The organism is Rhodobacteraceae bacterium LMO-JJ12 (assembly GCA_021555075.1).
GTDB lineage: Bacteria > Pseudomonadota > Alphaproteobacteria > Rhodobacterales > Rhodobacteraceae > JAKGBX01.
In genome coordinates, this window is sequence record JAKGBX010000003.1 from 355,378 (window position 1) to 382,263 (window position 26,886).

Sequence of the window (26,886 nt, forward strand, 5' to 3'; positions counted from 1 at the left end):
TTTCGCTTGGGGATTGTGTTGTGAACGAACGTATTGTGCCTCGATTTGATGTCGGCAGGCTGCAAGGCCTGATCGACAACGACAAACCGCTGCGCCGCGGGACAGGGGCGTATCGCCGCTGGGTCAAGCGGTTGCTTGACGTTGTGCTTGTGCTGGTGGCGCTGGTGCCGACGGTGGCAATTCTTGTGCCGCTGATGGCGATTATCGCGCTTGACGGGCGCTCGCCGATTTATGTGCAAAAGCGGCTGGGCCGAAAGGGCCGGGTGTTTCACATGTTCAAGCTGCGCTCGATGGTGGCGGGGGCCGATGAGATCCTTGATTCCTATCTGGAGCGCAACGAAGAGGCACGGGTCGAATGGGATCTGAATCAGAAGCTGAAAAGCGATCCGCGCATCACCCTATTTGGCAGTTTTATCCGCAAGACATCGCTGGATGAGTTGCCCCAGCTTTTCAACGTTCTGCTGGGCCAGATGTCGCTTGTCGGGCCGCGCCCGATGATGGTGGATCAGCGCGAGCTTTATCCCGGCGCGGCCTATTACGAAATGCGCCCGGGGATCACCGGGTTCTGGCAGGTCAGTGATCGCAACGAGACCAGCTTTGCTGAGCGGGCGTTTTACGACAACGCGTATTTCCGGGGGATGTCGCTTGGGACCGATCTGCGGGTGATGGCGCGGACCGTGACGGTCGTGCTGCGCGCGACGGGGTATTAAGACGTTTCAATGGATGGTGAGCGGGAGGCCTGCTCTACCGGGATTGCGCCAGCTTTTCATGCATCAGAGCGATTGTGGCATCTGCCCACGCGGGCCAATTGAGCCGGGCCTCGTAGTCGGCGCGGGCCGAGGCGCGCAGGGCGAAATAGCGCTTGGAATCGGACAAATAGCGCATCGCGACATCGGCGAAATCGGTGGGTTCTGCGTTGGCGGGCAGGGGGTGACCGGTGATGCCATCGCGCACCGGTACGCCGCCGATATTGCGACACAGCGATGGCAAGCCATAGGCTGCCGCCTCGCAAAAGGCAAAACCATAGCTTTCGACGCTGGGCTGCATGAGGAAATGTGCCGAGCGCAGGGCAGAGTCCAGGCGTGCGGCCTCGTCAGGCTTGGATTTGTCGAGCGCGCCGAGCGCCGTGACATATTCGTTGATGTGAAACTCGGGCGGGGTGCAGCCGATCACGGTGAGGCGGGCATCGACCCCGCGCGCGCGCAGGATGTTCATCGTCTCGAACGCCTCGGGGCCGCCTTTGGCAAACCAGTCGCGCCCGATGATCAGCAGATCGAGCGGCGTATCGATGCTGGGAGCGGGCGGTGGCGGGGCCAGGCCGGGATCATCGACATTGGCACCCCAGGGAATGACATGCGCTAGGTTGGGGGGCAGGTCATAGAGCGCATCGGCCTCGCGTTTGAGCCATTGCGACGGGCAGATCATCAGGTCGAGTGAATTCATCACACGGTGTTCGGCGCGCAGGCTTATCGGGTCGAGCAACAGGCGTGTGAGCAGCGGCGAGCGGTATATGTCGCCGATTTCTGAGCGTTTGTAGACGCTTGGTGTGGCGTCTGAGGAGTAGACCTTGAGACAGCCGGGCGGTGGGAGGACCCGCGACAGCGATTGAAAGGAATAGGCGCCAAAGACCACATCGAAGCCACCTTCGCGCAGGGCGCGGTTGACCGGGGCGGCGATAATACGGGCAAGGGCAAGGTGCGCGCGCCACCTGATACGCAGTTGCATGCCATCCGGGAGGCCATAAATCGCCTGACGCAGGAGTTCGACACGGCCCCAGTGGCGTGGCAGCAAGGTGACATCAGCACGCTCGGACAGCGCCTTGAAAATCCGCGCATTGCCGCCGGAATAGGGCTGTTTATGCTTTGGCGAGATGTCGCAGAGATAGGCAATCTTCAAAGCGGTCATTGGCAAGGCCTTGGGCAAAAGCGAGGTTGGGCGGGTTTCGGTGTCATTCAAGCGGTGTCAGTGGGCAGAAATCGGGGGGATTGTGGACCATTCCGTGACAATTGGCGAATGGTCGTGACGACAGAGAGGAAAACGTTTGATAAGGTCTTGCGACATATTGTTAAATTCAAGACGAGGTCGAAGCGCCTTGAACGAACGGGCAACGCACGGCTTTCGAATTCGAGTTCAGGTTTCATCCTGACCAAGAACCGCGATAGAGAGGGTCGGGTCCGACCCTCAGTTTCAGCAATCCGGCCCAGAGTTTCATCCTGGCAATCCTTTCCGGAGCAGCACCGCAGACCATGCCCAATACTCTCGCATATCTCGTGTTGGCCGGATGGCCTCTGGTCTCGATCATGTTGTTTCGCAAGCTTGATGTCGGGCGGGCGATCATCTGGTCGCTGTTGCTGGCTTATCTTTTCCTGCCACCACCGCCAGCGGTGTTTGACTTTCCGCTGATGCCGCCGCTTTCAAAGCAGACGCTGCCGCCGGTGGTCGCCTTTCTCATCGTGTTTTTCACGCGGGGGCGCGAGTTGCGGATTTTTCCGCGCTCGAACGTGGTGCGGATCTTGATGCTGGTGTTTGTGCTCAGCCCGCTGGCCACGGTTTTGACCAACGGCGAGCCGGTGTTTTTCGGGCGCGTCGGACTGCCCGCGCTGCGGCTGCTTGAGGCCTTCGCGCTTATGGTGCAACAGGCGATGCTCTTGCTGCCCTTCGTGCTGGCGCAGAATTTTCTGGCGCGGCGTCAGGATCAGCGTGATTTGCTGATGGCGTTGCTGGTGCTGGGGCTGGTTTATTCTCTGCTGATGCTGATCGAGATCCGGCTGAGCCCGCAGCTTAATATCTGGATTTACGGCTATTTCCAGCATGTGTTTGAACAGACGGTGCGGTTTGGCGGCTTCCGGCCCATTGTGTTTCTCTATCATGGGCTATGGGTGGCGTTTTTTGCGCTGATGGTGGTGGTGGCGGCGGCGGCGCTCTGGCGGGGCAGTCAGGGGCGGGTGAAGTCCTTCGCCTTTTTCGCGACCGGCTATATGTGGCTGGTGCTGGTCTTGTGCAAATCGGTGGCCTCGCTGGCCTATTCGCTGGCACTTGTGCCGCTGGTTCTGCTTGCAGGGAGCCGGACGCAATTTCGGATGGCGGCGTTGGTGGCGGCGCTGGCGCTGGCGTATCCAGCGATGAAGGGGCTTGATCTGGTGCCGTCGGATTGGCTGGTTGAGCAGGCGGCGTCGCTGGATCGCGACCGCGCCGCGTCGCTTGATTTTCGTTTTGACAACGAAGAAGTGTTGATGGAGCGGGCGCGTGAAAAGCCGGTATTCGGTTGGGGAAGCTGGGGGCGCAACCATATCCTTGACCCGGTGTCGGGGCGTATTCTGACCGTGACCGACGGGCGCTGGATCATCACTATCGGGGTGTTTGGTTGGGTCGGGTTCATCGCCGAATTCGGGCTTTTGGCCTGGCCATTGTTCCTTTTGGCGGGGCGCAGCCGGGGACTGGGAGGGGAAGACGAGGTGTCGCCATGGATGGGGCCTCTGGCGCTGATATTGGCGTTTAATCTGTTTGATCTTCTGCCCAATGCGACGATCACCACACTGACCTTTCTGATCTCGGGCATGGCGTTGGGCTATGTTGAAGGGCAGATGCCGCACAGGACGCGACAGCGGCGCAGCTTGAGGAGCTTGATGTGAGCGCAGGTGGCAAACCGCGGGTTCTGGTGATTGCCGAGGCGGCCAACCCTGAGTGGGTTTCGGTGCCGCTGATTGGCTGGTCGCTGGCCACGGCTTTGCGCCAGGTGGCCGAGGTGCATATCGTCACCCATGTGCGCAACCGCGACGCGTTCTTGCGTGCCGGCGAGGTCGAAGGGCGCGATTTCACCGCCATCGACAGCGAGGCGCTGGCGCGGCCGATGTGGAAGCTGGGGGAGAGACTGCGCGGCGGTGAGGGCAAGGGCTGGACCGCTTTGCAGGCGGTGTCGGCGCTGAGTTATCCTTATTTCGAGTGGCTTGTCTGGCGGCGGTTTGGCGAAGAGATCGCGGGCGGGGCGTTTGATGTGGTGCATCGGGTGACGCCGCTGTCGCCGACGATTGCCTCGCCGCTGGCCAAGCGCTGTGCGCGGGCGGGCGTGCCGTTTGTTCTCGGGCCTTTGAATGGCGGTGTGCCATGGCCCAAGGGGTTTGAGGCAGAGCGGCGGCGCGAGCGCGAGTGGCTGTCTTATCTGCGCGCGGCCTATAAGGCGTTGCCCGGGCGGCGCGCCACGTTGCGCCATGCGGCGGCGATTATTGTGGGCTCGCGCCATACCGCGAGCGAAGTGCCGCAGCGCTGGCAGGACAAATGCGTCTACATCCCGGAAAATGCGATTGATCCAACACGGTTTTCGCGCGTGGCGGCGCCCGAGGGTGATGTGTTGCGGACCGGGTTTGTCGGGCGGATGGTGCCTTACAAGGGCCCGGACATGCTGCTTGAGGCGGCATTGCCGTTGCTCAGGGCAGGGCGGATGCGCATCGAGATGGTCGGCGACGGGCCTATGCTTGAAGGGTTGAAATCTTTTGCCATGTCCGAAGGGGTGGCAGACGCCGTGACCTTTCACGGCTGGCTGGCGCATGAAAAAGTGCAGGCGGTGCTGGCAAACTGCCATGTGCTGAGCTTCCCATCGGTGCGCGAGTTCGGCGGTGGCGTGGTGCTTGAAGCGATGGCGCTGGGGGTGGTGCCGCTTATTGTCGACTATGCCGGGCCGGGCGAATTGGTGGATGCTCAGGTCGGATTGAAGGTGCCCCTTGGATCGCGTCAGGAGATCATCGCCGGATTTCGCGCGGCACTTGAAGGCTGTGCTACGGATCGGGCTGCGTTGGGCATGCTGTCTGCTACCGGTCGCGCGAGGGTGAGCGATGCGTTTACTTGGGCGCGCAAGGCCGAGCAGATAGCGGATGTCTATGACTGGGTGCTTGGCCAGCGCGCCAAACCCGCACCGTTCGGCTAGGGCCGGGAGGTTGTCGCAGGCGATGCGCCCGCCCCCTTTGACGAAAGCCCACCCACCCACCCCTTTCGCCAAAGGGGGGCTTGGGGGCGGAAAACCGCTTTGGGTGGAAGATTTTGAGCCTGGAAATGAGCATTTGGTGAAAGATGAAAAGCGCAGGCCGCCGTCAACTCGCCTGTTCTTCATCTTGCCTCAAATATCCAAATCCGACGCTGACACCTACGGCACAATAGCCGATTCAGATACTAACGGTTGTACTATCGAGGGCCGAGCGCAGCGAGGCCCCCCGCGACGCCGCAGGCGGCGCAAGACCTTGGATCGGGTGACGCCGCCGGCGGTGCAAGCGGTTTCAGCTCTCGATCACCTTGGCTGGAATGCCCGCCACCGTGGCACCCGCAGGCACGTCGCGGGTGACCACCGCATTGGCGCCGATGCGGGCGTGATCGCCAACGCTGAGCGGCCCGATCAGCTTGGCGCCCGCGCCGACATCCACATGCCCGCCGAGCACCACCGGACCGGCCAATGTGACCTGATGGAAGATCATGCAATTCACCCCGATCCTGGAACCTGGATGGATGATGATTCCGGTCGGATGGGTCAGCCGCAATCCGCCGCCGATCTCGCAATTGAGGTGGATTTCGCTCTGTGTCATCAGTGACCAGAACCAATGCACTGCGACCCAGTAACGCGCGCCAAAACGCCCGAGCAGTCCAGCACGCGCTTTCGCCGCCTGGTAGCGTCGGATCGAGCGCAAGAGTTTGCGACCGGGATCCCAGACCCGCTGCACCTTCTCACGCGACCAATCGGGCACGTCCGCAGAGACGTTCGAATCGGGATCCATGGCGTTCTCTTTCTTGCGCCGCATAGGCGAAAACTCAACAATTCCCGCGCACTAGGGTGAACGCGGTTGCAATCAACCTTGCAAGAATTCGCCAAAGGCGCAACAGTCTTGGCCGAGGGGCCAGGTGACCCTGTGGGAGAGTGTCATGCTGCGTGTGTTTTGTTTGGTTTTGTGGGGTATCTTGCTGGCTCAGGCCCCGGTGCAGGCGGATGAGCGCAAGGTCTATTTCTTCGGCAATTCGCTGATCCATCATCTCAGCGACACCGACGAGACCACGGTGCCACATTGGTTGGCACGGATGGCGCAGGCCGCAGGGCACCGGTTTGGTGCCGATGGGCAATGGGGGTTCCTGCGCGATTTCGCGCGCCCCGGCAAGCCGCTGGCCAATTGGTCGTTCCGGGAGGTGCCGGGCGTGTGGGATCGCGACCGCACCGATTTTGCCGCCGCAGGCTGGGAGGCAATTGTGATCAACCCGGCGAATTTCATCCAGTATCAGGCCCCTGATGCGCCCTATGACGGCGACAACCCCGATGGCGCTTCGCCGCTGTCGGCGCTGGAACGGATTATCGATGCGCATGGCGTCGCGCCGATCTACCTCTATGAGGGCTGGGCCGAGATGAGCGCCGGATTTCCGCCATCGGCGCGTCAGTTTCGCCGCTACAACGCGTTCAATCGTGGGGAATATCACGACTGGTATGTAGCGTTCACGGGGGCGGCCCAACAGGCCCGGCCAGAGGCGCAGATCCGCCTGATCCCGGTGGCAAGCATCCTTTCGGAGTTGTTCAGTGACGGCCCCCTCGCCGGAATTGACCCCGAAGCGCTTTATGTTGACGCCGATCCGCATGGCACGCCAACGCTTTACCTGCTGGCGGGGATGGTCACTTATTCGGTGCTTTACGGCGAACCGGCACCGACGTTCGATCTGCCTGATAACATCGCGCCCGAGCTGCGTCAGTCCTATCCGCAGGTGGCACGAACGATCTATGAGAAGCTGGGAGAGCAAGACAGTGCGGCAGCCCCGCAGCCGCCGACAACCCCGGTCGTGACCCCGACAGCCACGTCAGAGCCTGATCCGACACGCCCGTCCGGCGTTGCCGTGGGTGTTGCCGATCCCTCGCTTGCCATGGGACTGAACGGCATTGCCGATTGGACCACCCAGCAGCCCTTCATCAACATCATGAAGACAGGGCGGCCCTGGCTCGGGCATGAGGGCGAACGCTGGGGCGCCTGGGACGCTGAACGGCTGGCAAGCGAGGGATATCTCGACAAGGATGGTTGGCCCTTGCGCCTGCCGCCCGGGGTCGACCGGATCGAGAGCTTCATCCTGACCGATCAGGACGAGGGTGCTCAGGCGATGGCCGGGCGCTATCGCGTGCGCTGGAAGGGCGAAGGGCGGCTCAGGATCGGCGGGCGCCTGCGCAACCTGCGCCTTGTTGACGGCGCGAACGAGGCCTGGTTTGACTATACCCCCGGCCCCGGCGAGGTGGCGCTGACCATTCAGCAGACTGACCCGCGCGGGGTGGGCGAGCCTATTCGCGAAATCGAGGTGGTGCGCGAGGATCAGATCGTGCTGCACGAGCTCGGCCTGGTGTTCAACCCGGACTGGACCGCGCGCATCGCTGATCTGCGTGTGCTGCGTTTCATGGATTGGATGCTGACCAATGGCTCACCGGTGACAAGCTGGGAAGGGCGGCCGCGATGGGGCGATTTCTCTTATGCATGGCGCGGTGTGCCGGTTGAGGTGATGATCGAACTGGCCAATCTGGTTGGCGCCGATCCGTGGTTTTGCATGCCCCACGGCGCCGATGACGCCTATTCCGAGCACTTTGCCGAAATGGTTCTGGCGCGACTTGATCCGCGGCTCAACACCTATGTCGAATATTCCAACGAGGTCTGGAATTATGGATTTCCCCAGGCGGGATGGCTGGCCGAGCAGGCGCGCGCGCGTTGGGGCAGCAAGGCGGGCGATGATGCCTGGATGCAGTTCGCAGGGATGCGCGCGGCACAGGTGATGCGGGCATGGGGCGGGGTATTCGCGGGCGAGGATGCGGCGCGGCTGGTGCGGGTGGTGGCGGTGCACACCGGCTGGCTGGGGCTGGAAGAGCCGCTGCTTGACGCGCCGCTGTGGCTGGCGGAAGCGGGCAGCGCCGGGCTCTCGCCGGCGGCGCATTTCGATGCCTATGCGGTGTCGGGCTATTTCGGCTTCGAGCTGGGCGATGGCGAGGAAGGGCGGCTGGCAGATACGCGCCGCTGGATCGACGAAAGCCGGGCAGCGGCAGAGCAGAGCGCAAAAGCGCAGGGCCTGCAGCGCCGCGCGCTGGAGGCGGCGATCGCGCCGAGCCGGTTCGACCTCGCGATCCCCAAGGCGGCGCAGGCAATTCGCGATGGCTCGCTCAACGAGCTGATGAACACGCTCTGGCCTTACCACGCGAAGGTCGCCAAACGTCACGGGCTGGCGCTGATCATGTATGAGGGGGGGAGCCACGTCGTGGGCCACGGCGGGGCGAGCAATGATGAAGCCTTGACCGATTTCTTCCGCGCCTTCAGCTATTCCGAGGATATGGCAGCGCTTTATCGCGAGGAACTTGCTGGGTGGCGCAGCGTGGGCGGACAGCTCTTTAACGCTTTCGTCGATGTCGCCCGCCCGACGCAATTCGGCAGTTGGGGCGCGCTCAGGCATCTGCAGGACGACAATTCGCGCTGGCGTGCGTTGATGGGCGATAACGCAATTGCGCCGAAACCGGATATGGGCCGCGTGCCCGGCACGTTCCTGCATGGGGTGATGCGCCGCGCCGGACCTGCGGGCGAGGTGCTGCACGGCACGGCCGAGGAAGACATTCTGCTGGGTGGCGACGGCGACGACCGATTGATCAGCTACGGGGGGAGCGATTTCCTTGATGGCGGCCAGGGGGATGATGTCGCACTGCTGCCCGGCACCCGCGCGCAATACAGCTTTGCGATGCAGGACGGCCGCCTGCTGGCCACGCGCGGAGCTGCAGAAATCAGGCTGCGCCGGATCGAGCGGCTGGGCTTTGAGGCTGAACCCGACAAGATCTACCGGTTGGAGCTGCCCGAGTAAGAGGCGGGCGCGGTTCAAGTTCTTGTCCGACCCTGTCCTTCATCTTGCCAAAAATATCCAAATCCGACGCTGAAACCGCCGCGTCATCGGCAATTCAGCCCTCGTCGGTTGTGCTATCTTGGCCGAGCGGAGCGCGGCCCCCCGCGACGCCGTCAGGCGGCGCAATCCCTGAAGTCGTGCTATACGGTTAGGTCGCGCACCGCCTCAGCCCCGGGTTATTCCACGCAGCAATGTCGCCGCGCCGAGCGCCGAGGAAAACCCCTCAACAATCCGCGCCCGTCCAGCCTGGGACAAGGCGTGACACCGCGTTGGGTCGTCGCCCAGTGCGGCGATCGCGTCGGCCAGAAGGTCCGGGCGTTTGGGCGGCACCAAAAGCCCGTCGCGCCCCGATGTGATCAACTCGGGCACGCCGCCCGCATCGGTGCCGATGGTCGGCACGCCCATTGCCATCGCTTCCATATAGGCCACGCCGAGCGGTTCGTGCCAGGAGGCCAGCACGAAGAGATGTGCCGCTTCAAGGCGGCCGCGCACTGTGTCGCTGTCGACCGCACCAAGCAGGGTTGCATGGTCTTCCAGGTCGAGCCTTTGGATGTCGGCGGCCAGTTCGGTATGAAAGCCGCTGCCGCCTGCGTCGTCCTGCCCGGCAATTTCCAGACGGGCGTCGATGCCGCGATCGCGCAGCAGGCGCAGCGCCTCCAGAAGATCCTGATGGCCCTTGACCACATTGAGCCGCCCGCAGGAAAATAACCTGAGCGGGCCATCGGCGGACCGGGGCGCGTAGGGCGTTGTGCGCTGCAAGACGTCGGTATCGACCCCCATGGGTTGCAGATAGATCCGCGAAGGAAGGTCGGTGCCGAGCGCGGCTTCGGCCTCGCGGGTGAGTTTGCGGGTGATCACAGTGGCGAAATCCGCGTGGCGCCACTTGAAGCCCTGACCGGGGCCATAGTCAGAGAGCGGGCCGTGCAGCGTCAGCGAATAGGAGAGGCCCCAGATCCGGTTGGCGAGGGCGCATATCAGCGCGGCGCGGCCGCAGGAATGGGCGTGGACATGGGGGATGCCGCGCGCACGGCATGACGCGACAAGGCGGCGCGCGGCAGGCAGAGAGATCAGCACATCCTTGAGCAGTGCCGCGCCACCGGCCCGCAGATCGTCTTTCAGATCGCGCAGGGGCAGGCGTGCAAGCCCCAGGGCCGCGTTGAGCGGCGAGGTGTCGCCAAGATAGGTGGTGCGCGCGATTGCCGCCTCGGACCAGTCATGCGCGATCAGGCCGGGCGGTGGCGGGCGGGTGCTGAACAATGCCACATTCACGCCCAAGTTTTCGAGTTCAAGGATCTCGCGCCAAAAGAAGATATGGGTCTGACCGGGGAATTGCGGTATCAGGATTCCGATCGAGCCTGGAACGGATTTTTGGTCTGTCACGGGTGGCGCTTTCGGTTTGTGGGCATTGAGTTGGGGCAGATGATTGAAGCATTTCAGGTAGTAAAGAGACCCTGCACCGGGAAGGTGGTAAAGGGCAAGGCTGGCGCGACGGGGGTTTTTTCATGCCGGGGCTGAGTGTCATCATTCCGGCCTCCAATGAAGCCGGATTGATCGGGCGCTGTCTTGAGGCGGTGTTGGCCAGCGACCCCAAGCCGGGCGCGGGTTCGGGCTCGTTGCCCTTGCCGATGCCGCTTGAGGTGATTGTGGTGGCGAATGGCTGCATGGATGACACGGCGGCCCGGGCCCAGTCCTATGCAGGCGCGTTTCGTGCGATGGGCTGGGACTTCAAGGTGCTTGACATGGCCGCGGCGGGTAAGATGGGCGCGCTCAACGCTGGTGATAAGGCGGCCAAATTTGGCGCGCGGGCCTATCTTGATGCCGATGTGGTGGTCTCAAAACCATTGCTGGACCAGGTCGGGCGCGCGCTTCGGGTGCGCCGGGCGGCCTATGTCAGCGGGCAAGTGCAAATAGCGCGGCCCAAGAGTGTCATTAGTCGTCGTTATGCAAGTATCTACGGACGTGTGCCATTCATGACCCATGGTGTGCCGGGCTGTGGGTTTTTCGCGGTGAACGAGGAGGGCAGGAAACGTTGGCGCAGGTGGCCCGATATCATTTCGGACGATACCTTTGTGCGATTGCTTTTCACACCGCAGGAACGGGTGGGTGTGGGGGCACGTTATACCTGGCCGATTGTCGAAGGGTTCGACAATCTGGTGCGGGTGCGGGCGCGTCAGGATGCGGGGGTGCGCGAGGTGCGACAGAAATTCCCGCAATTGATGGCGAATGATGACAAGCCCAGGCTTGGCGTTCTTGGCAAGCTGGGTCTGGCGTTGCGCAATCCGCTGGGGTTTGCGGTCTATGCCGGGGTGGCTCTGAGGGTGCGCTTTGGTCGCCATGACGGCAGTTGGAGCCGGGGAAGATGAGTGCGGCCGCTCGCATTTTCGGCGGCGAGAGCGTGCTCGCGCGCGCGCTGCGCAGTGCCGGGCTGACCATTTTGGGGTTTGGCACCGGTCAGGTGCTGAGGCTGGCGTCAAACCTGATCCTGACGCGGCTCTTGTTTCCCGAGGCGTTCGGGCTGATGGCGTTGATCACCGTGTTTCTGATGGGGCTCAACATGTTTTCGGACGTGGGTGTGACGCCCGCGATCATGCAATCGGAGCGCGGCGACGACGAGGATTTTCTCAACACCGCATGGACGATTCAGGTGATGAGGGGGGTTAGCCTGTTCGCCGTGGCCTGTGTGATTGCGTGGCCGGTGAGCTGGATCTACGAGGCACCTGAATTGGCGTTGATGCTGCCGGTGTCGGCGCTGACGCTGATCATTACCGGGTTCAACCCGACGCGGCTGGATCAGGCGAACCGGCATTTGCGGCTGGGGCGGGTCACCAGTCTGGACATTTTTAATCAAATTGTAGGGATCGTGGCAGCGGTGACGTTGGCGTGGCTATTGCAATCGGTCTGGGCGCTGGTGATTTCGGGCGTTATCGGCGCGATCGTTCAGCTAATTTCCTATAATCTGTTCCTGCCGGGCACGGCTAATCGGTTTCGCTGGGAGAAGGCGGCGGCGCATGAGCTGATCAATTTCGGCAAGTGGATTTTCCTGAGCACGGTGGCGGGGTTCGTTCTGAGTCAGGCGGACAAGTTGTTGATTGGCAAGTATCTCGCGCTGGATCAGTTCGGGGTTTATAACATCGGCTTTTTTCTGGCGTCATTCCCGCTGTTGATGGGGGGGGTGCTGGTGCGCCGGATCCTGATTCCGATTTACCGCGAATGGCCGCCGGGGGAGAGCGCGGCGAATTTTGCCAGGCTGCGGCGGATGCGGTTTGTGGTGTCGGGTGCGTTGCTGGTGCTGTTGGCTATTCTGGCGCTGGGCGGGGTGTGGATTGTCGATCTGCTCTATGATCCGCGCTATGCGTTGGCGGGGGCGGTGACTGTGATCATTGCTTGCGCGCAAATTCCGCAAATCATCGCGCTGACCTATGATCAGGCGGCGTTGGCGGCGGGGGATTCCAAGCGGTTTTTCGTGCTGGCGGCGAGCAAGGCGGCGATGATGGTGCTGTGCTTGCTTGTCGGGCTGGAAATGGCCGGGCTGATAGGTGCGTTGATCGGGCAGGGGGTGGCGATGCTGTTGGTCTATCCGGTGGTGATCTGGCTGTCGCGTGCAACGGGGGCGTGGGATCGCGCACATGATCTTGCGTTGGCGTTGGCAGGGGTGGTGCTTGTGGCGTTGGCGCTCTGGGTCAATGGCGCAGCAATTGCTGCGCTGGCGGCGGCGGGCTAGGGGCGCGCCGCGCTTCTTGATGGTCGTAGCGACGGCTTTCGCGATCAGGTGCGCAGAGCGTCGATCAGTTCGTCTTTGTTCATTGTGGAACGGCACGCGATGTCGAGTTCGCGGGCGCGTTCGAGCAGCTCATCCTTGGTCCACTCTTCATAGGGTGGAGCTTTGCCGCCCTTGCGCGAGGGGTGCTGATCTTCGCTGGCCTGAGCGTTGGCGATGGCGGCGGACTTGGACTTGCCATACCCTTTGTCGCGCAGTGCCTCGTAGGTTTCGTTGTCCTTGATCGAGGGGCCGTGTTTCTTGGTCATCGGAATGCTCCTTGGGGTCAATTGTCTGTGGCGGGGGCTTGGGTCTCGGCCTCGGTGTCTGCACGGGGTGCAGTTTGGTCGGGATCGCCGAGCCAAGGAGCGTCGGGGTCTGCGGGGGCGAGCGCGGGGTCACCGGGACTGGTTACACTGTCATTTTCGGAGGGCTCAGTAATGGGCTCATCTTCGAAACCCGAGCTAATCAGAATGACGAGGATGGCGGCGACCATAGCGGCGGCGATGCCAAAGAGAACGGGCCGGTGGCGGCGCGTTTGGGTGCGGTTGTTGGTGTCGGGAGCGGACAAGACGATCTCCTTTTTCCTGGCGTTGCGTTCAACAGGACAACGGACAGCGCGCCGCGAAGTTCCATTGCGCCGCGCCGTTGGCCGGTTGAGTTGCCGGGAAAGAGTTCTGCGCCTGTGTTAGCTGATTTCGGGCAGGTAGGTGGTTTCGTAGTGAAGCGTGATCTCGCGCCCGGTGGCGTCGTCGATCAGGGCGGCGCGGAATTTGGCCGCTGGGCGCACTCCGCCGATGGCGGCGAAGGTGCCACAAAGCATGGCGGTGTTATCGCCCAAGCCGGAGGATTTTATCAGTTCGGTGAGAGGGCGGATTTGGGCCAGCTTGCCGTCCTGATAGAGCTTCCAGTCGTTGTCTTCCCAGATCCAGGATTGAATGCGCAGGTCATCGAGGTGCTCGGCGACGCTGTCCCAGCGCCAGAGCGTGTTGGCGCAGGGTTTGGCGCAGATCTGTTTCGAGGCGGCGACGGAATGGGCTTCGAGCGCGCGGTCGGTGTGATCGGAGGCGAGGCCGAGCCAGTATTCACCATTCCGGCGCACGAGCAGCGGTTCGGCTTCGCCGGAGCTGGCGTCGCCCAGAACCTCAATTTCGCCGTTTTGAGTGAGCAGCGAGTTGGCGACGCGGTAGAACAGCGGCACCTTTGAGGGGGCGGGGACGCCGAGGGCGGCGAGTTCGTCTATATGGTGTTGAACAGCGGCGGCGTCGCGCCCAGTCCAGCCGGCGACGATCAGGTGATCTATGGGGAAATCGGCGGGTCCGGTATCGGTTTCAAATTGCATGGCGGGGCCTTTATTGGGGAGTGTCGGGGTCGTGTCCGGCGGTGACACCGCCGATCAGTTGATAGGAGAGCAGGTCGGGGATGTCGCGGGGATCGCGCACCAGCGGCTCGACGTTGCGGCGCAGGGATTTTCGGCGTTCGCCTTCGCGCAGATCAAGGGCGACGGCGTCTTCGAGGGTGACGAATTCAAAGCGCAGGGCGGTGCCGGGGCGGGCCTGGGCGACGCGGGGCAGGTCGGTGGGCAGGACCGAGCCGATGCGGGGATAGCCACCGGTTGTCTGGCATTCTGAGAGCAGCACGAAAGGAGAGCCGTCGCCGGTGATCTGGATGTCGCCGGGGACGATGACTTCGGAGAGGATGCTGAGCCCTGCCTCGGTGTGAAACCCTTCGCCATCGGACAGAAGGCGCACGCCCATGCGGTTGCCGCGGGTGTCGCGGGTGAAGGTGGTGGCTTGGAAGCGGGTGAGTTCGGCGGGCGCGAAGAAATCGGTTTGCAGGCTGGGAACGATGCGGATGGTTCCGCCCTCGAAGCGATTGTCCGAGGGAAGGCGCAGGTTGGTTTCATTCGGATGAGGATCGGGGCCGATGGGAAGGTTGTCGCCCGTCTGGATTGGTGCGCCGATACCTGCGGCGAGGTGGGCGGAGCGCGCGCCAAGGAGCTTGGGCGTTTGCACCCCGCCACCGAGATGCAGATAGCCATAGGTGCCGGATTCGGCGGCGCCGATGGAGAGGCGGGCGCCTTTGGGCAGGAGGTGGCAGGCGTTCCAGGCGAGGCGCGCGCCGTCGATGCTGGCGCGCATCGGCGCTCCGGTGAGGGCGATGCGGGTGTCCTCGGAGGCCTCGAACTCGCCGCCGATTCCGGGCATCTCGATCGCGGCGTTCGTGTCGTCTTGCCCGAGCAGCGCCGCCCCTTCGACGAGCGCCAGCCGGTCGGCCGCGCCGCCGCGCGATAGACCAAAGGCGAGGTAGCCGAGGCGGCCCATGTCCTGAATCGTCATGCCGACTCCCGCGCGGATCACTTTGAGTGCGCGGCTCATTTGAGGCTCTCGCAGGTGGCGCCACCGTTGGGGTCGTTCTGCATTGTGTTCAGGGTTTCGGGCTGCGTGGGGGTGAAGATGACCTCGTCGCCGGGACGCAGCACGAAGGGTTGATCCGTGTCGGAGCGAAACAGGCGGAAAGCAGTCTGACCGATATGGCGCCAACCGGTGGGGGTGGCCATCGGGAACAGGACCAACTGGCGGATTGCAACGCAAAGCCCGCCCGCCGGTACCTTGTCGCTCAGCGCGGTCTGGCGCGGGATGTCCCACGCGCTGGGCAGTTCGCCCAGATATGGCATGCCGGGGGCGAATCCGATGGTCTGGACCCGCACGCGGGTTTCGGAAATCTGGCGTATGGCGTCGGCTGGTGAGAGGCCAGCGGCTTTGGCGGCTTCTTCGAGCTGGGGGGCCATGTCGGTGCCATAGACGGTGGGAACTCGCCAGAGCTTGCGCCCCGAGGGCAGCGGTTCGGCGAACCAGTCGTGTTCGGCGAGAAGCGCGTCAATGTCGCGGCGCATCTGGGCGTGGTCGCGCCAATGCGGATCAAAGCGCAGGTAGGTCGAGACGAGCGAGGTCGAGGTTTCCTCGACCCCCGCCCAACCGGCACGTTCCACCGCGTCGCGAAACGAAAGTGCCGCGCGGTTGGCGGGTTCGCTCAAGCTGTCCGCGAAGCTGATTAGGAAGCCATCAAAGCCTGCGGTGCGAATCTGTGGCCAGCTTGGGGTGGATGTGGAAGGTGTCTGTTGCATCACTATTGCAGGGCGTTTGGCAGCATCAGGGCGATCTGTGGGAAGGCGATGAGGGCGGCGACCATGGCCAGCATGGCGATCACGTAGGGGATGGTGCCAAGCATGACGTCGCTCATCTTGCCGGATTTGCGCGCGCCCTGGACGACGTAGAGGTTGAGACCCACGGGCGGGGTGATCAGCGCCATTTCGATCAGCACAATCATCAGGATGCCAAACCAGATCGGATCATAGCCCTGTTCGACCACAAGCGGTACGATGATCGGGATTGTCACGACCATCAGCGACAGGGTTTCGATGAAAAACCCGAGCACGATGTAGATGCAGACCACGACGAGGATGAACATCAGGGGTGAGAGGCCGAGACCGTCAAGGAAGCTTTCAAGTTCGCGCCCCAATCCGGCAGAGGCGAGGGTGAAGTTGAGGAAAGATGCACCGATCACGACGAGCATGATCATCGAGGTGATTTTTACCGTGCCGAGGATGCTCTCGGCGAACATCTTGAAACTGACCCCGCCGAAAAGTGCGGCGATGACGATGGCCCCGGCGACGCCGACGGCGGCGGCCTCGGTGGGGGTAGCCCAGCCTTTGTAGATGGTGCCGATGATAATCGTGAAAAGCAGGATGATCGGGATGAGTTGCACCAGAGCGCGCAGCATTTCGGGGAAGGGAAAGACCCGGCGCGCCCCGCCCAAGGAGGGCCAGATCAGGCAGATGATCATGGTGATGACCATAAAGCCGACGGCGAGCGCGATGCCGGGAACAAGGCCCGCGAGGAAGAGGCGCGGAATCGAGGTTTGTGTGAGGAAGCCATAGACGATCAGGTTGATCGAGGGCGGAATCATGATGCCAAGCGTGCCACCTGCGGCGATGGCGCCCGAGAAAAGCTTGGGGTCATAACCGAGCTTTTCGGCCTGTGGCATGGCGACGGTGGCCACAGTTGCGGCGGTGGCCACGGAGGAGCCGGAGGTGGCCGAGAACATCGTGGCGGTGGCGATATTTGCGTGAACCAGCCCGCCGGGAAGCCAGCTTACCCAGCGATCAAGCGCGGCGTAGGTGCGCGTGGCCACGCCTGAGCGCACCAGAACTTCGCCCAGGAGGACGAAGAAGGGGATGGCGATCAGGGTGGCGTTGTTGGAGGTGGACCAGACCAGATTGCCAAGGCCACGGACCAGCGGAAAGGAGCTGAAGAAAGCATCGATCCCGAAACCGAGCAGGAAGAGCACGATGCCCACCGGGATCGACAAGGCGAGAAGGCCGAGAAGGCCAATGGAGACAAAGGCGATCATCGCAGGCTCTCCTCTTCGCCAAAGGCGCCGATGGCGGCTTCTGATTGATTGAACTCGCCCTTGAGCACCAGCATCAGCGCGGCGATGAAGGTGAGCCATGCGACGATGGCAAACCAGATCCAACCGGCGAACCAAGGCGCTTGCACCAGTGCCAGCGGGGTTTCAAGCGGCGTGTTGGCGCGTGAGGAATTGGCAAGGGAGCGGGCCAGAACGGGCCAGGATTTGACGGCGATCAGGGTGATGGTGCCTGACAGTACCAGCATGGAAAAGAGATCAAAGGCGGCGCGCCCCTTGCGCCCGACACGCCCGCGCATCAGGTCAATGCGCACATGACCCAGTTCGAGCAGGGTGTATGCCATGCCCCAGGAGGTGGCGATGGCCATGACATAACCGCTGATTTCATCGGTGCCGCCCAGGGAGGTTCCCAGTTGGCGCAGGATGATATCGGTCAGAACGACGGCGGCGCAGATGAGCAGCATGATCCCGATGGCGATTGCGGCCCAGTGATTGAGCCGTCTCAGCGTGGTCAACATGGTCTGTTCCATCGAAATCCTCTCAGGGATGATGCGGGGCGCAGGGCGATGATAGCCTGATGTCGGGGTTTCGCGCAAAATTTGTGATTGTGGTTTGCGCGAAATATTCTTGGCGCGCGCAATGTTTGGGCGCGTGGGGGCGTTTCAGGTTGAAGGGGGATCGAGATACGCGCTCTTTTGCGTGTCGCTTGTGCGCGTATCTCGATCCTTGTGTTTCAACGAAGTTCTGAAACGCTTTAGTCCAGCGCGATGGTCACACCGACGGCGGTACCGACCGAGTCGTTCCAGCGTTTGGCCCAATCGGTTCCGGCGCGCTCGGCCCATTCGGGCAGAACCTGATTGACCAGCACGTCACGGGCGTGGGCGAAATCGGCGTCGGAGACTTCGACGAGGGTCATCGAATGCGTTTCGCCAGAGGTGCATTCGCCATTGCCGGTCAGGCAGGCGATGTCATTGACCAGCGCGCCTTGTGCGGTGGCCCATGCGGGGGTTTCAAAGTTCTCGGCAACCTGGCTGGTGATGAGGGCCTGGGTGTCAGCGTCAAGGCTGTTCCACTTGTCGAGGTTTACGGCGGTCACGACCGGATCCCAGCCCCCCAGCGGGATTGGCAGAAGATGGGTCGACACCTCCCACCAGCCGGCGGAATAGCCCGAACCGGCCCCTGTGACGGCGCAATCAACCACACCTTTTTGCAAGGCACCGGGGACTTCGGAAAAGGCGACGTTGACCCCTTCGGCGCCGAGGGCTTCGAGGAACTTGGCGGTCATGCGGCCCGAAGCGCGCACCTTCTTGCCTTTGAGGTCGTCAAGCGTGGCCACTTCGGCGTTGCAGAACACGATTTGAGGCGGGTAGGGCGCGATGGCGAGCACGTGGCTGTTGAACCGGTCGCGGAAGATATCGGCCACCATTGGGCGGGCGGCATCGACCATTTTGCGCGCTTCATCTGCGGTAATCGCGATGAGCGGTACGTCGAGGCCCTCAAGCTCGGGCGCGTCGGCCACGGCATAGTCGGACACGGTCATGCCCACATCATAGACGCCATCGCCGAGCAGACGGAACACGTCGCCGACACCGAGGTTCATCTGATTGTGAGTGGTCAGGTTGACGGTGATCTTGCCATCTGAGGCGGCGGGAAGCGTTTCGCCCCAGAAGGGAGCTTCGTATTCCTTGTGCAGCGGCAGGCCGGACCAGCTCCCCACGACCGAAAGGTCCTGGGCGATGGCGGGTGTCGCGAGGGCGACGGATGCCGCAAGAATGCTGAGAGTGGTTTTCATCGGGTTTCTCCTTGTTGGATATTGTTTGTGGTTTGGGTTTGGTCAAAGCGCATCACCGGGTTTTCCGCGTTTTCAGGAATATCGGTGATCAGCATGTGACCGGGTTTGTGCGTGATGCAGAGGGGCAGGCTTGCGGCCTCGATGGCCACTTGGGGCGTCACCCCGCAGGCCCAGAACACCGGTACTTCGCCCGGACCGACCGGCGCGGGATCGCCCCAATCTGGGCGCGCGATATCCTTGATGCCGATGGCTGCGGGGTCGCCCCAATAGAGAGGCGCACCATGGGCCAGCGGGAAGCGACGCGAGATTGCGGCGACTTCTTCGACGCGGTTTTCTGGAATTGCACGCATCGACACTACGGTCTTGCCCGAGAACGGACCCGCCGGGACGGTGTCGATGTTGGAGCGAAACATCGGCACGGTGGTGTTGTGGTCGATGTGCCAGATCGCGATACCGGCCTGTTGCAGCGCGTGCTCGAAGGTGAATGAGCAGCCTAGAGCGAAGACCACGAAATCATCGCGCCATATGTCGGTGATATCTGAAACCACCGTATCCAGTTTGCCATCGCGGTAGATGTTATAGTTGGGAACATCGGTGCGAATGTCGATATCACGCCCCATGGTGAACATCGCCGGATTGCCGGTGTCGGATACGCCGGTAAGCGGGCATGGCTTGGGGTTGCGCTGACAAAAGCGCATGAAGTCGAGCGCGAATTCTTCGGGCATGATGGCCAGATTGGCCTGAAGATAGCCCCGGCCAAGGCCGGCGGTGTGCGAACCATACTGGCCCGCGCGGATTGCCGCGCGAACGGTTCGTGGATCGCTGTTTTTTAGGTTGTCGTAAAGATCGCGCAATTCGTTCCCTCCGCAGGGGGGTAGGATCGCTGGGAGTCGCTATAGAATCAAATTGAAATTTTTTCTCTTAACCGATCAAATCTTTTTATCGCTTGAGTAGGCCACAGCGACGTCATAGGCGGTGCGTGCTGCTGTTTCGACCATATGGCTCTTGGGTTTGCCCAGATATGAGGCAGAAAACAAAAGTGGGCCGGGCACCCAGCCGGGGTCGAACTCGCGAATCTTTTCTTGATCGACCAATTCCTGTCCCAGCGCGCGGGGCAGGACCGCGACACCGAGATCGGCCTCGACCAGCCGGAAGCTGGCCGAGAGCGAGGAGGACGGAAAGAGCGATACGTCCGGGCCGACGCGTTCGAGCAGCATTTCGCGCAATTCGCGGTAGGGGCGGGTGTTGCGGGCATAGGTCATCACGGGGCGGGTGAGATCGTCGCTTGGCGGCAGACCCGAGGCGCTTTTGGCGGCGGCATACCAAGCCAGATCGAAACCCGGCAATTCGATATTATTCACCGAATAGTCAGAGATCGGGCCGAGCAGGATCGCCAGATCAATCTCGCGGTTGAAGAGACCTGCGCGCAGGTTGCTGGAGATATCGACGTTGAAGCCGATTTCAAGCTTTGGGTAGAGCGCATGCAGTTGCGAGACCAGTTCGGGCAGCCAGCATTGGGCGATGGTTTCAGAGACGCCGAGACGCAGGCGGCCATCAATGCCCGCAGGATCGACCACGTCTTTTTCGATCAGTTCGGAAAGGTGTTCGAATTTTTCGGTGTGGGCCATCAGAAGCTCGCCGCGTTTGGTCAGCTTCATGCCGTTGGGGGTGCGCTCGAACAACGCGCAGGACAGCGATTGTTCGAGGTTCTTGATACGCGCGGTGACAGCGGGCTGGGTGAGGTTCAGCCCATGCGCGGCGCGGCGCACCCCGCCGAGGCGCACGACGGCCATGAAGGTTTGAAGCTGTTCGAGGTTGATTCGGGCCATGAGTGAGTATGCGCATATTGCGCGGGGCGACATGTGGGAAATCGTTGCCGTCGCAATCGTTTTTGAACATACGGTCGGGTATGGTGGAGGCGGTGAGGCATGTCCCGCAAGGCGTTATCGCTTGTCCCTGCGACGGGGTTAGGCACACACGCAGCGCAATACATCAATGGTAGTGTTTCGGGGTGAACGGGTGAGCGACTTTTATTTTGATACGCTTTGGTGCGCGGTCTGTTGCGGGTGGTGGATCAGCACGTCGCAATGGGCGTCGCGCAGCAAGCGCCGCGTGACGCTGCCGATGAAGGCGCGCCGGATCAGGCCGGTGCGCCCCGGCCCGAGAGCGAGCAGGTCGATATCGGGTTCGCGGGTGGCGCGGGCGATCTCGGTCGAGGGATTACCGCGCAGCACCCGGATTGAGGGAGGGGGCGTTAGGGTGTTGGCAAGAACGCGCATATGCGCTTCGGCCTTGTTGGCCAGTTCCTTGCGACGCGCATTCAGCCCCGTCTGACCCAATCCGATACGCAGCATGGCTTCTTCAAGCTGGAGAGTGATTTCGACCGCCTGGGTCAGATGCAAGGCGGCGCCGGGCAGCAATTCGGCAACGTATGCAAGCGTTCCGGGAGCATCATCAGAGCCATCGGTTGCCACGAGAACATTGCCATAGTCGCGTGCGCGCGGCTGTTTGACCACCAGCACCGGCGTGATGCCAGAGGCAATTACCCGGTCGGTCGTGGAGCCGAGAAACCTGTCGGTGAAGCCGGTTTTCTGATGGGCGCGCATGACAATCAGATCGGGGCGCAGGACATCGCAAATTTCGATCAGTTCCAGCGCGGGTGTGCCCGATACGATGCGAATGACGATATCGGGGGTATCCGACTCATGCCCAGCGAGGGCGGCTTCAATCCTGTCGTGGGCGGCAAAGGCGGCCTGACCGTGAAGCGTGTCGTGATCGCCCGGGGCGCGATAGGGTTCGGGCAGGTCAATGACATGCACGATAACGAGGCCCGCGCGATGCAGAGCCGCGATTTCAAGGGCGCGTGCGAGCACTGCTTCGTCCTGTGGGAAATGGCCGATTGCCGCTAGAACGCTCTTGATGGCCATTGCCACTCCTTCCTCAACCGGGCGCGATTACCGCGGCGCCGTTGCGTGACCGTTTGAAGCGGGATGCCGCCTGCCGGGGTCAGCCGTTTTTTGTCTTTTTACTGGCACTTTCATAAGCGTTGAAGATTGCACCATAGGCGGCCATGGCGGGCATCATCGCGGCCATGATACCCGCGTGCGCCGGGTTGGGCAATCTTGGGCCGTGGGGCGATGGGTGGGCCTTGGCTGCTCTGGCTTGCTCTGTGGTGCGGAGTGTTTTTTCGCCACTGGTTTGCAGCTGCGCGCGTTCGGTCCGGTCATGCGCCGTTGGTGAGGGTGTCGCGGCGCGGCGCGGGGCAGGCCGGGTTTTCGGGGGAAACAGGTCGTCGAAATCGGCGTCACAAATCATCATCTGGCTGGCTCCTCAACGTGCAATGGGTCAGCGGATTTATCCGCTGAAGCATTTCGGGGTGAACCTCTGAGTGAGACCTATCCCGAATGGTGTTGGCTGGGGTCGCGCCACCAAAGTCAGGTGGCGCGACCTAGTTTCATGCTGCTTTCTGATAGCTGTGCTGATGGGCCGGGGCCGATGTTTGTGCGGCGGGAACCATCGGTGCCATCGCAAGTTCGCGATCATCGAAGCTGTCGACCACGTCGTTGATCTCAGAGCGGGTGATGCCGATGTCGCGCAGCAGCCTGTCGTCCAGCGCCTGGAGTGCCGCAATCATCTTGCGCCGTTTCCAGTTACGGATGAGTGCGCGCATCCCGTTGCGGATGACGCCGCCTTGGGGATTTCTGGCGCTGTCGCGGGGGGAGCTTTGGCGGGCGAAATAGGAGAGGTTGTTTCGGTGTGTCAGCAAAGGATTCATGTCATCCTCCAGGTTTGGGGTTGTCGATGTTGCGACGTCGGGGGTGTTGCGCGGCACGATTGCGCACCTAGCCCCGGCCTGAAAGCCGCGTGTTTCGATGTCGGTAAACGATGATCTGATGAGAGATCAGGAGGGCCCCCGGGGACGCGAACCGGCACAGGTGCCTGCCCCGCCCGGGGCTAGCGGCGGTTCAGTAGTTTTCCTGCCGTAAGCAGGAACCTCTTATGGAAGCTGATCATCATCATACGCCGCATATGGGTCTTGGTCAGTGGGCTTTCAATCGGTTTGCGAGGGCCTGCGACCTTTCGGCACGAAAGCGCCCAATATGGGCCATTTGTGCCACGTATGGTGCCACGTTGGCGGGTGGTTGCGCGCTTGCTGACACCGGGCAATTGACTATTGCCGGGCGCGTCCCTAAGTCTTGAAGCATGATGGTACATGCAGATCATTTCCGATTTATACTGCTGAACCGCCCCTTTCCCCGGGCGGTTTAGGCGCAGGCGCGCCTGTCATACTTCCCGGGGTCTCCTCATCACCTTGAATTGAATTTGTGACGATCCGTCGTCGGAGGGGAATTCGTGACCAGCTTGCAACATTGCGATCCATCTAAATCTGAAACCCGTTTTGTCGGCGCCAAGGCGCGGGCGAGCGTGCTTGCGATTGTAAGCGATGCGGATCGACGCCAACTCGAAGGGCATTTGCGCAATTGTGAAGCGGTCAGACCGCCGTTCTTGTCGCGCGTTCTGGAGCGAAAGATCCGCGCGTCGGCATCATCGGGAGGCGAGCCGGACGACGATGTGGTGCGTGGCGGCAGCCAGGTGACCTATTCGATTGCGGGCGGGCCACAGCAGTGTGGCCTGTTGGTGCATCGGGCGCGGTTGGAGGCTGCTGGCGGGATCATCCCGGTGGCATCGCTTCTGGGGGCCACGCTGATCGGGATGCGAGTGGGGCAGCGCGCACCGCTCTTATGCGAGGACGGGGCGATTGTATCGCTGATGGTTCTCGGGGTTGTGCGCTCGGTCTGAGACGGCCGTTTCAGGGCGTAGGGTGATCCGGGCCACGGCCACCCTGTTGCGCCTTTTCTTAACCAAATATTCAAGGAGTTTGTCCAATGGAGACACCTATGACCCAATCTGCCAAACCACGCCGCAAGCGCGCGCCGAAAATCGTCATCAATGCCGATGATCTTGCGCATATCGAAGGGCTTGCCGAAGGCGCCATGCAGCGCAATCCCGTTCTGGCCGACCGACTGATGGATGAAATCAGCCGGGCGCGGGTCGTTGCGCCTGCGAAGATGCCCAAGGATGTGGTGACGATCGGCAGCACTGTGACCTATCGCGATGAAACGACGGGGCTGGAAAAATCGGTGACGCTGGTCTTTCCTGAGGATGCCGACATTGCAAAGCAGCGCATTTCGTTGATGACGCCGATTGGCGTGGCGCTTCTGGGGCTGACCGAGGGGGCCAGTTTCTATTGGGATACGCGCGACAACCAGCGTCGGACGCTGTGCGTGATCCGGGTAGAGCAGGCATCTGACTCGGATGACGATGCATGAGGGTCAGTCCGCCGAGGCAGGCTGACCCCGCCCACCGAGACCGCTGTAAGAGAGAGCGCGCGCTTATGATGTGAAAAACATCGGGGCGGGCTCTCTCTCTTGTGCAAGTGCAACCCTGAGATTCCGCCAATCATTTCTCCCGGGAGTGAACCGATGTTTCGAAACGCCATACGCGCCACCTGTGTGCGTTGCCGCGAGCTATTGCCGCGCGCCGCCTATCTGCGCTGCCCGCTGTGCCATGAGCCGATCGAGCGCGCGAAACACCTTATCGACATAATCTGCCGCCGCTGCGACCGGACAATTCCGAAGGGGCATGTTGGCGCTTGCCCCTCGTGCAATGGCGCGCGTCCGCGCAAGACGCGGTTGCTGCGCAATCTCCGTGGAGCATCGCTATGACTGCAAGACAACATGCAACGCGCGTATTGTGGCCGGTCCTTCTGATGGGGCTCAGTCTTGGGCTGCTGCTTTCTCAGGCCGAGCTTGCCGCTTATGTCGGAGATGGCGAAATGCTGTTTCTTGTGATTACGTCGCTGACCTATTTTGCGGCGGCGTGGCTTGTCAGCCGGGTTCTGGCGCTGGTGCTGGATCAGACTGCGGGGCGACGTCGGCCTTATCCGAGATTGTTGAACGACCTGATTGCGGGGCTGCTGTTTCTGCTTGCGTTCGCGGCGTCGGTCGCTCTGTTCATGGGGCAGGGCGCGGTGGGGGCGCTGGCCGGGTCGGGGCTGATCCTTGCCATGCTGGGGTTTGCCATTCGTAACGTCGTGGCCGACACGCTGTCGGGGATAGCGCTTGGGGTCGAGGGGCCGTTTCGCATTGGCGACTGGATCGATATTGACGGGCTGGCGCGCGGCAAGGTGATCGAGATCGGCTGGCGTACCACGCGGATTTTGGCCCCCGCATCCACCTATATGATCCTGCCTAACAGCCAGATCGCGCGGCAGCGGATCACCAACTATTCCGCGCCCAGGCCGCAATACCGTGCGCAGGTCGAAATCACGCTCGATCACACCATGGCAATAAACCAGGCCCGCAAGGTGATGCTGGACGCGATGCTGAGTGCCAAACTGATCCAGCAAGACCCGGCGCCGGATGTGCGCGTTCAGGCTTATGAGGAGCGCGGTATCACCTATGCGCTGCGCTATTGGCTGTCGCGGTTTGATCGCGACATTGATTGCCGCGATGAGGTTTACAGTCTTGTGGATGAGGCGCTGCGGCGGGCGGGAGTCGTTGCGCCGCATAAGCGCATCGAACTGGTGCGCGGCGTGCCGCCCGCGCGGCGTGTCACTTTGAAGGCGACGGAGGGCGACGGGCAGGCTGTGCCTTGAGGCTTCCTGAGCCTGAAGGGGCGTCGGGTCGCCGGTGAGTGGGGAGAGGTCTGACCGACCGGCCCCGCTTAGGACTCGTCTTGTTCGGAGAGGGCGCGGTCGCGCTGCATCTCAAGCCACATTGCGTTTACGACGGCGAACATTGCTGCGAGAGGCAGGCCGAGAAGCCAAGCAAAATACCACATATCGTTTTCCTTTCTTTTTGGGCGTCTTAATAGGCCGAGCTTGAGTCGGTCACATCGTCTTCGGTGACTTTGCCCCAGAGCACTTTGTAAACCCAAGCGGTGTAGGCCAGAATGATCGGCATGAAGATCACGGTTGCAACCAGCATGACGAAGAGGGTCAGATGCGACGATGAACTGTCCCAGACTGTCAGCGAAGAGCGCGGATCAATCGACGAGGGCAGGATGAACGGGAACATTGTCAGCCCCACCGATGAGATTGCGCCGAAGATGCCGAGTTTGGACCACAAGAGGGTGGTGCCTTCGCGCCCGGCGCGCAGGCCGAGCACCGCCATGACCATGCCCAGAAGGCCAAGGACCGGCGCTAGCGCGATCCACGGGCGTGCGCCATATGCAGCAAACCAACTGTCGGTGCGTGCCACTTCGGAATAGAGCGGGTTGGACGGGCCGTTGGCCACGACTTCGGAGATTAGTGCATAGCCCTGGATGCCGAAGGCGAGCCAGAGACCCGCCGCGATGTAGCCCGCGATGGTCACAAGGCCGGAAACCGTGCCGATGGTGCGCGCCCGCGCCGCCACGTTGCCTTCGGCCTTGAAGGATAGCCACGCCGCGCCGTGGGTGACGAGCATGGCCAGAGAGACCAGTCCGGCAAGTAGGGCGAAGGGGTTCAGCAGGCCTGCAAATTTGGCGTAGAACGCGCCCTCATAGCGCGCGAATAGGTCGGGGGTGAGTTCAAATGGCACGCCTTGCAGCACGTTGCCGACCGCCACGCCGAAGATCAGCGCGGGTACCGCGCCGCCCGCAAACAGCGCCCAATCCCATGTCGTGCGCCAGCGCTTGTCGTCGCGTTTGGAGCGGTATTTAAATGCCACGGGACGCACGATGAGCGCCGCGAGGATGACGAACATCGCAAGATAAAAGCCCGAGAAGCTGACCGCATAGAGCGGTGGCCAGGCGGCGAAGATCGCACCGCCGCCGAGGATGAACCAAACCTGATTACCTTCCCAGACCGGGCCGATGGTATTTATGGCAACCCGGCGTTCCGTGTCGGTTTTGGCAACGAAGGGCAGCAGTGCGCCGACACCCATATCAAACCCGTCAGTGAGCGCGAAACCGATCAGAAGCACGCCCATAAGTCCCCACCAGATCACGCGCAGGATATCGTAGCTGATGAATTCATGCAGGATCATGG

Annotated in this window: 27 protein-coding genes; 9 read left to right on the plus strand and 18 right to left on the minus strand. The window is 62.1% G+C overall.

Going from position 1 to position 26,886, the window contains the following annotated elements:
- The first annotated feature begins 68 nt into the window (after window positions 1-68).
- Entirely contained in the window at window positions 69-710 is a 642-nt protein-coding gene (locus LZG00_17965; protein ID MCF3595874.1) for a sugar transferase, read from the plus strand.
- A 34-nt stretch (window positions 711-744) separates the two neighbouring features.
- Here the strand turns inward: LZG00_17965 and LZG00_17970 are convergent, their stop codons facing one another.
- Window positions 745-1,905, minus strand: a complete 1,161-nt coding sequence (locus tag LZG00_17970; GenBank protein MCF3595875.1) for a glycosyltransferase family 4 protein — start codon at window positions 1,903-1,905, stop codon at window positions 745-747.
- 341 nt (window positions 1,906-2,246) lie between these two features.
- Between LZG00_17970 and LZG00_17975 the strand changes: the two genes are divergently transcribed.
- Together LZG00_17975 and LZG00_17980 are read left to right on the plus strand one after the other, a co-directional pair.
- Window positions 2,247-3,632 carry a hypothetical protein gene (locus LZG00_17975; protein MCF3595876.1) on the plus strand — a complete coding sequence of 462 codons (1,386 nt, stop codon included), beginning with the start codon at window positions 2,247-2,249 and terminating at the stop codon, window positions 3,630-3,632.
- The gene (locus tag LZG00_17980; GenBank protein ID MCF3595877.1) at window positions 3,629-4,921 is read left to right on the plus strand and encodes a glycosyltransferase family 4 protein; all 1,293 of its coding nucleotides are present in this window, start codon (window positions 3,629-3,631) and stop codon (window positions 4,919-4,921) included. Before LZG00_17975 ends, LZG00_17980 begins: the two co-directional genes overlap by 4 nt.
- A 346-nt stretch (window positions 4,922-5,267) precedes the next feature.
- Here LZG00_17980 and LZG00_17985 read toward each other — a convergent pair whose 3' ends face one another.
- Window positions 5,268-5,759, minus strand: coding sequence for a serine acetyltransferase (locus tag LZG00_17985; protein ID MCF3595878.1), 492 nt, complete (start codon window positions 5,757-5,759; stop codon window positions 5,268-5,270).
- A gap of 145 nt (window positions 5,760-5,904) precedes the next feature.
- Here LZG00_17985 and LZG00_17990 point away from each other — a divergent pair, with 145 nt between their 5' ends.
- A complete protein-coding gene (locus tag LZG00_17990) occupies window positions 5,905-8,838 on the plus strand; it encodes a calcium-binding protein (GenBank protein ID MCF3595879.1) in 2,934 nt (977 codons plus the stop codon).
- Window positions 8,839-9,042: 204 nt separating this feature from the next.
- Here LZG00_17990 and LZG00_17995 read toward each other — a convergent pair whose 3' ends face one another.
- A complete protein-coding gene (locus tag LZG00_17995) occupies window positions 9,043-10,257 on the minus strand; it encodes a glycosyltransferase (GenBank protein ID MCF3595880.1) in 1,215 nt (404 codons plus the stop codon).
- Window positions 10,258-10,379: 122 nt separating this feature from the next.
- Here LZG00_17995 and LZG00_18000 point away from each other — a divergent pair, with 122 nt between their 5' ends.
- Both LZG00_18000 and LZG00_18005 read left to right on the plus strand, forming a co-directional pair.
- On the plus strand, window positions 10,380-11,240 hold the full coding sequence (locus LZG00_18000) for a glycosyltransferase family 2 protein (GenBank protein ID MCF3595881.1): 861 nt from the start codon (window positions 10,380-10,382) through the stop codon (window positions 11,238-11,240).
- Window positions 11,237-12,598 (plus strand): oligosaccharide flippase family protein, encoded by a 1,362-nt coding sequence (locus LZG00_18005; protein MCF3595882.1) that lies wholly within the window; start codon window positions 11,237-11,239, stop codon window positions 12,596-12,598. The genes LZG00_18000 and LZG00_18005 overlap by 4 nt, the downstream gene beginning before the upstream one ends.
- A gap of 44 nt (window positions 12,599-12,642) precedes the next feature.
- Here LZG00_18005 and LZG00_18010 read toward each other — a convergent pair whose 3' ends face one another.
- From LZG00_18010 to LZG00_18070, 13 genes are all read right to left on the minus strand, one after another.
- A complete protein-coding gene (locus tag LZG00_18010) occupies window positions 12,643-12,903 on the minus strand; it encodes a Rho termination factor (protein ID MCF3595883.1) in 261 nt (86 codons plus the stop codon).
- 17 nt (window positions 12,904-12,920) lie between these two features.
- A complete protein-coding gene (locus tag LZG00_18015; GenBank protein MCF3595884.1) occupies window positions 12,921-13,205 on the minus strand; it encodes a hypothetical protein in 285 nt (94 codons plus the stop codon).
- Window positions 13,206-13,322: 117 nt separating this feature from the next.
- Window positions 13,323-13,976, minus strand: a complete 654-nt coding sequence (locus LZG00_18020) for a DUF2848 domain-containing protein (protein MCF3595885.1) — start codon at window positions 13,974-13,976, stop codon at window positions 13,323-13,325.
- Between the two features lie 10 nt (window positions 13,977-13,986).
- Window positions 13,987-15,012: a biotin-dependent carboxyltransferase family protein gene (locus LZG00_18025; protein ID MCF3595886.1), complete on the minus strand. Its 1,026-nt coding sequence runs from the start codon at window positions 15,010-15,012 to the stop codon at window positions 13,987-13,989.
- Complete coding sequence (locus tag LZG00_18030; protein MCF3595887.1) at window positions 15,009-15,761, minus strand: allophanate hydrolase subunit 1; 753 nt, start codon at window positions 15,759-15,761, stop codon at window positions 15,009-15,011. Before LZG00_18030 ends, LZG00_18025 begins: the two co-directional genes overlap by 4 nt.
- Window positions 15,762-15,763: 2 nt before the next feature.
- On the minus strand, window positions 15,764-17,047 hold the full coding sequence (locus LZG00_18035) for a TRAP transporter large permease (GenBank protein ID MCF3595888.1): 1,284 nt from the start codon (window positions 17,045-17,047) through the stop codon (window positions 15,764-15,766).
- Entirely contained in the window at window positions 17,044-17,592 is a 549-nt protein-coding gene (locus LZG00_18040; GenBank protein ID MCF3595889.1) for a TRAP transporter small permease, read from the minus strand. The genes LZG00_18035 and LZG00_18040 overlap by 4 nt, the downstream gene beginning before the upstream one ends.
- A 224-nt stretch (window positions 17,593-17,816) precedes the next feature.
- Entirely contained in the window at window positions 17,817-18,854 is a 1,038-nt protein-coding gene (locus tag LZG00_18045) for a TRAP transporter substrate-binding protein (GenBank protein MCF3595890.1), read from the minus strand.
- Window positions 18,851-19,708 (minus strand): putative hydro-lyase, encoded by an 858-nt coding sequence (locus LZG00_18050; protein ID MCF3595891.1) that lies wholly within the window; start codon window positions 19,706-19,708, stop codon window positions 18,851-18,853. The genes LZG00_18045 and LZG00_18050 overlap by 4 nt, the downstream gene beginning before the upstream one ends.
- Window positions 19,709-19,783: 75 nt before the next feature.
- Entirely contained in the window at window positions 19,784-20,683 is a 900-nt protein-coding gene (locus LZG00_18055) for a LysR family transcriptional regulator (protein MCF3595892.1), read from the minus strand.
- A 201-nt stretch (window positions 20,684-20,884) separates the two neighbouring features.
- The gene (locus LZG00_18060) at window positions 20,885-21,781 is read right to left on the minus strand and encodes a universal stress protein (GenBank protein ID MCF3595893.1); all 897 of its coding nucleotides are present in this window, start codon (window positions 21,779-21,781) and stop codon (window positions 20,885-20,887) included.
- A 79-nt stretch (window positions 21,782-21,860) separates the two neighbouring features.
- On the minus strand, window positions 21,861-22,172 hold the full coding sequence (locus tag LZG00_18065; protein MCF3595894.1) for a hypothetical protein: 312 nt from the start codon (window positions 22,170-22,172) through the stop codon (window positions 21,861-21,863).
- A gap of 136 nt (window positions 22,173-22,308) precedes the next feature.
- Window positions 22,309-22,629 carry a DUF1127 domain-containing protein gene (locus LZG00_18070; protein MCF3595895.1) on the minus strand — a complete coding sequence of 107 codons (321 nt, stop codon included), beginning with the start codon at window positions 22,627-22,629 and terminating at the stop codon, window positions 22,309-22,311.
- Between the two features lie 578 nt (window positions 22,630-23,207).
- Here LZG00_18070 and LZG00_18075 point away from each other — a divergent pair.
- From LZG00_18075 to LZG00_18085, 3 genes are all read left to right on the plus strand, one after another.
- Window positions 23,208-23,654 (plus strand): hypothetical protein, encoded by a 447-nt coding sequence (locus LZG00_18075; GenBank protein MCF3595896.1) that lies wholly within the window; start codon window positions 23,208-23,210, stop codon window positions 23,652-23,654.
- A gap of 98 nt (window positions 23,655-23,752) precedes the next feature.
- Window positions 23,753-24,184, plus strand: a complete 432-nt coding sequence (gene rnk / locus LZG00_18080) for a nucleoside diphosphate kinase regulator (protein MCF3595897.1) — start codon at window positions 23,753-23,755, stop codon at window positions 24,182-24,184.
- 392 nt (window positions 24,185-24,576) lie between these two features.
- Entirely contained in the window at window positions 24,577-25,512 is a 936-nt protein-coding gene (locus LZG00_18085; protein ID MCF3595898.1) for a mechanosensitive ion channel family protein, read from the plus strand.
- A gap of 68 nt (window positions 25,513-25,580) precedes the next feature.
- Here LZG00_18085 and cydX read toward each other — a convergent pair whose 3' ends face one another.
- The gene (gene cydX / locus LZG00_18090) at window positions 25,581-25,697 is read right to left on the minus strand and encodes a cytochrome bd-I oxidase subunit CydX (GenBank protein ID MCF3595899.1); all 117 of its coding nucleotides are present in this window, start codon (window positions 25,695-25,697) and stop codon (window positions 25,581-25,583) included.
- 26 nt (window positions 25,698-25,723) lie between these two features.
- Window positions 25,724-26,884, minus strand: a complete 1,161-nt coding sequence (gene cydB, locus LZG00_18095) for a cytochrome d ubiquinol oxidase subunit II (protein MCF3595900.1) — start codon at window positions 26,882-26,884, stop codon at window positions 25,724-25,726.
- Window positions 26,885-26,886 lie beyond the last annotated feature (2 nt).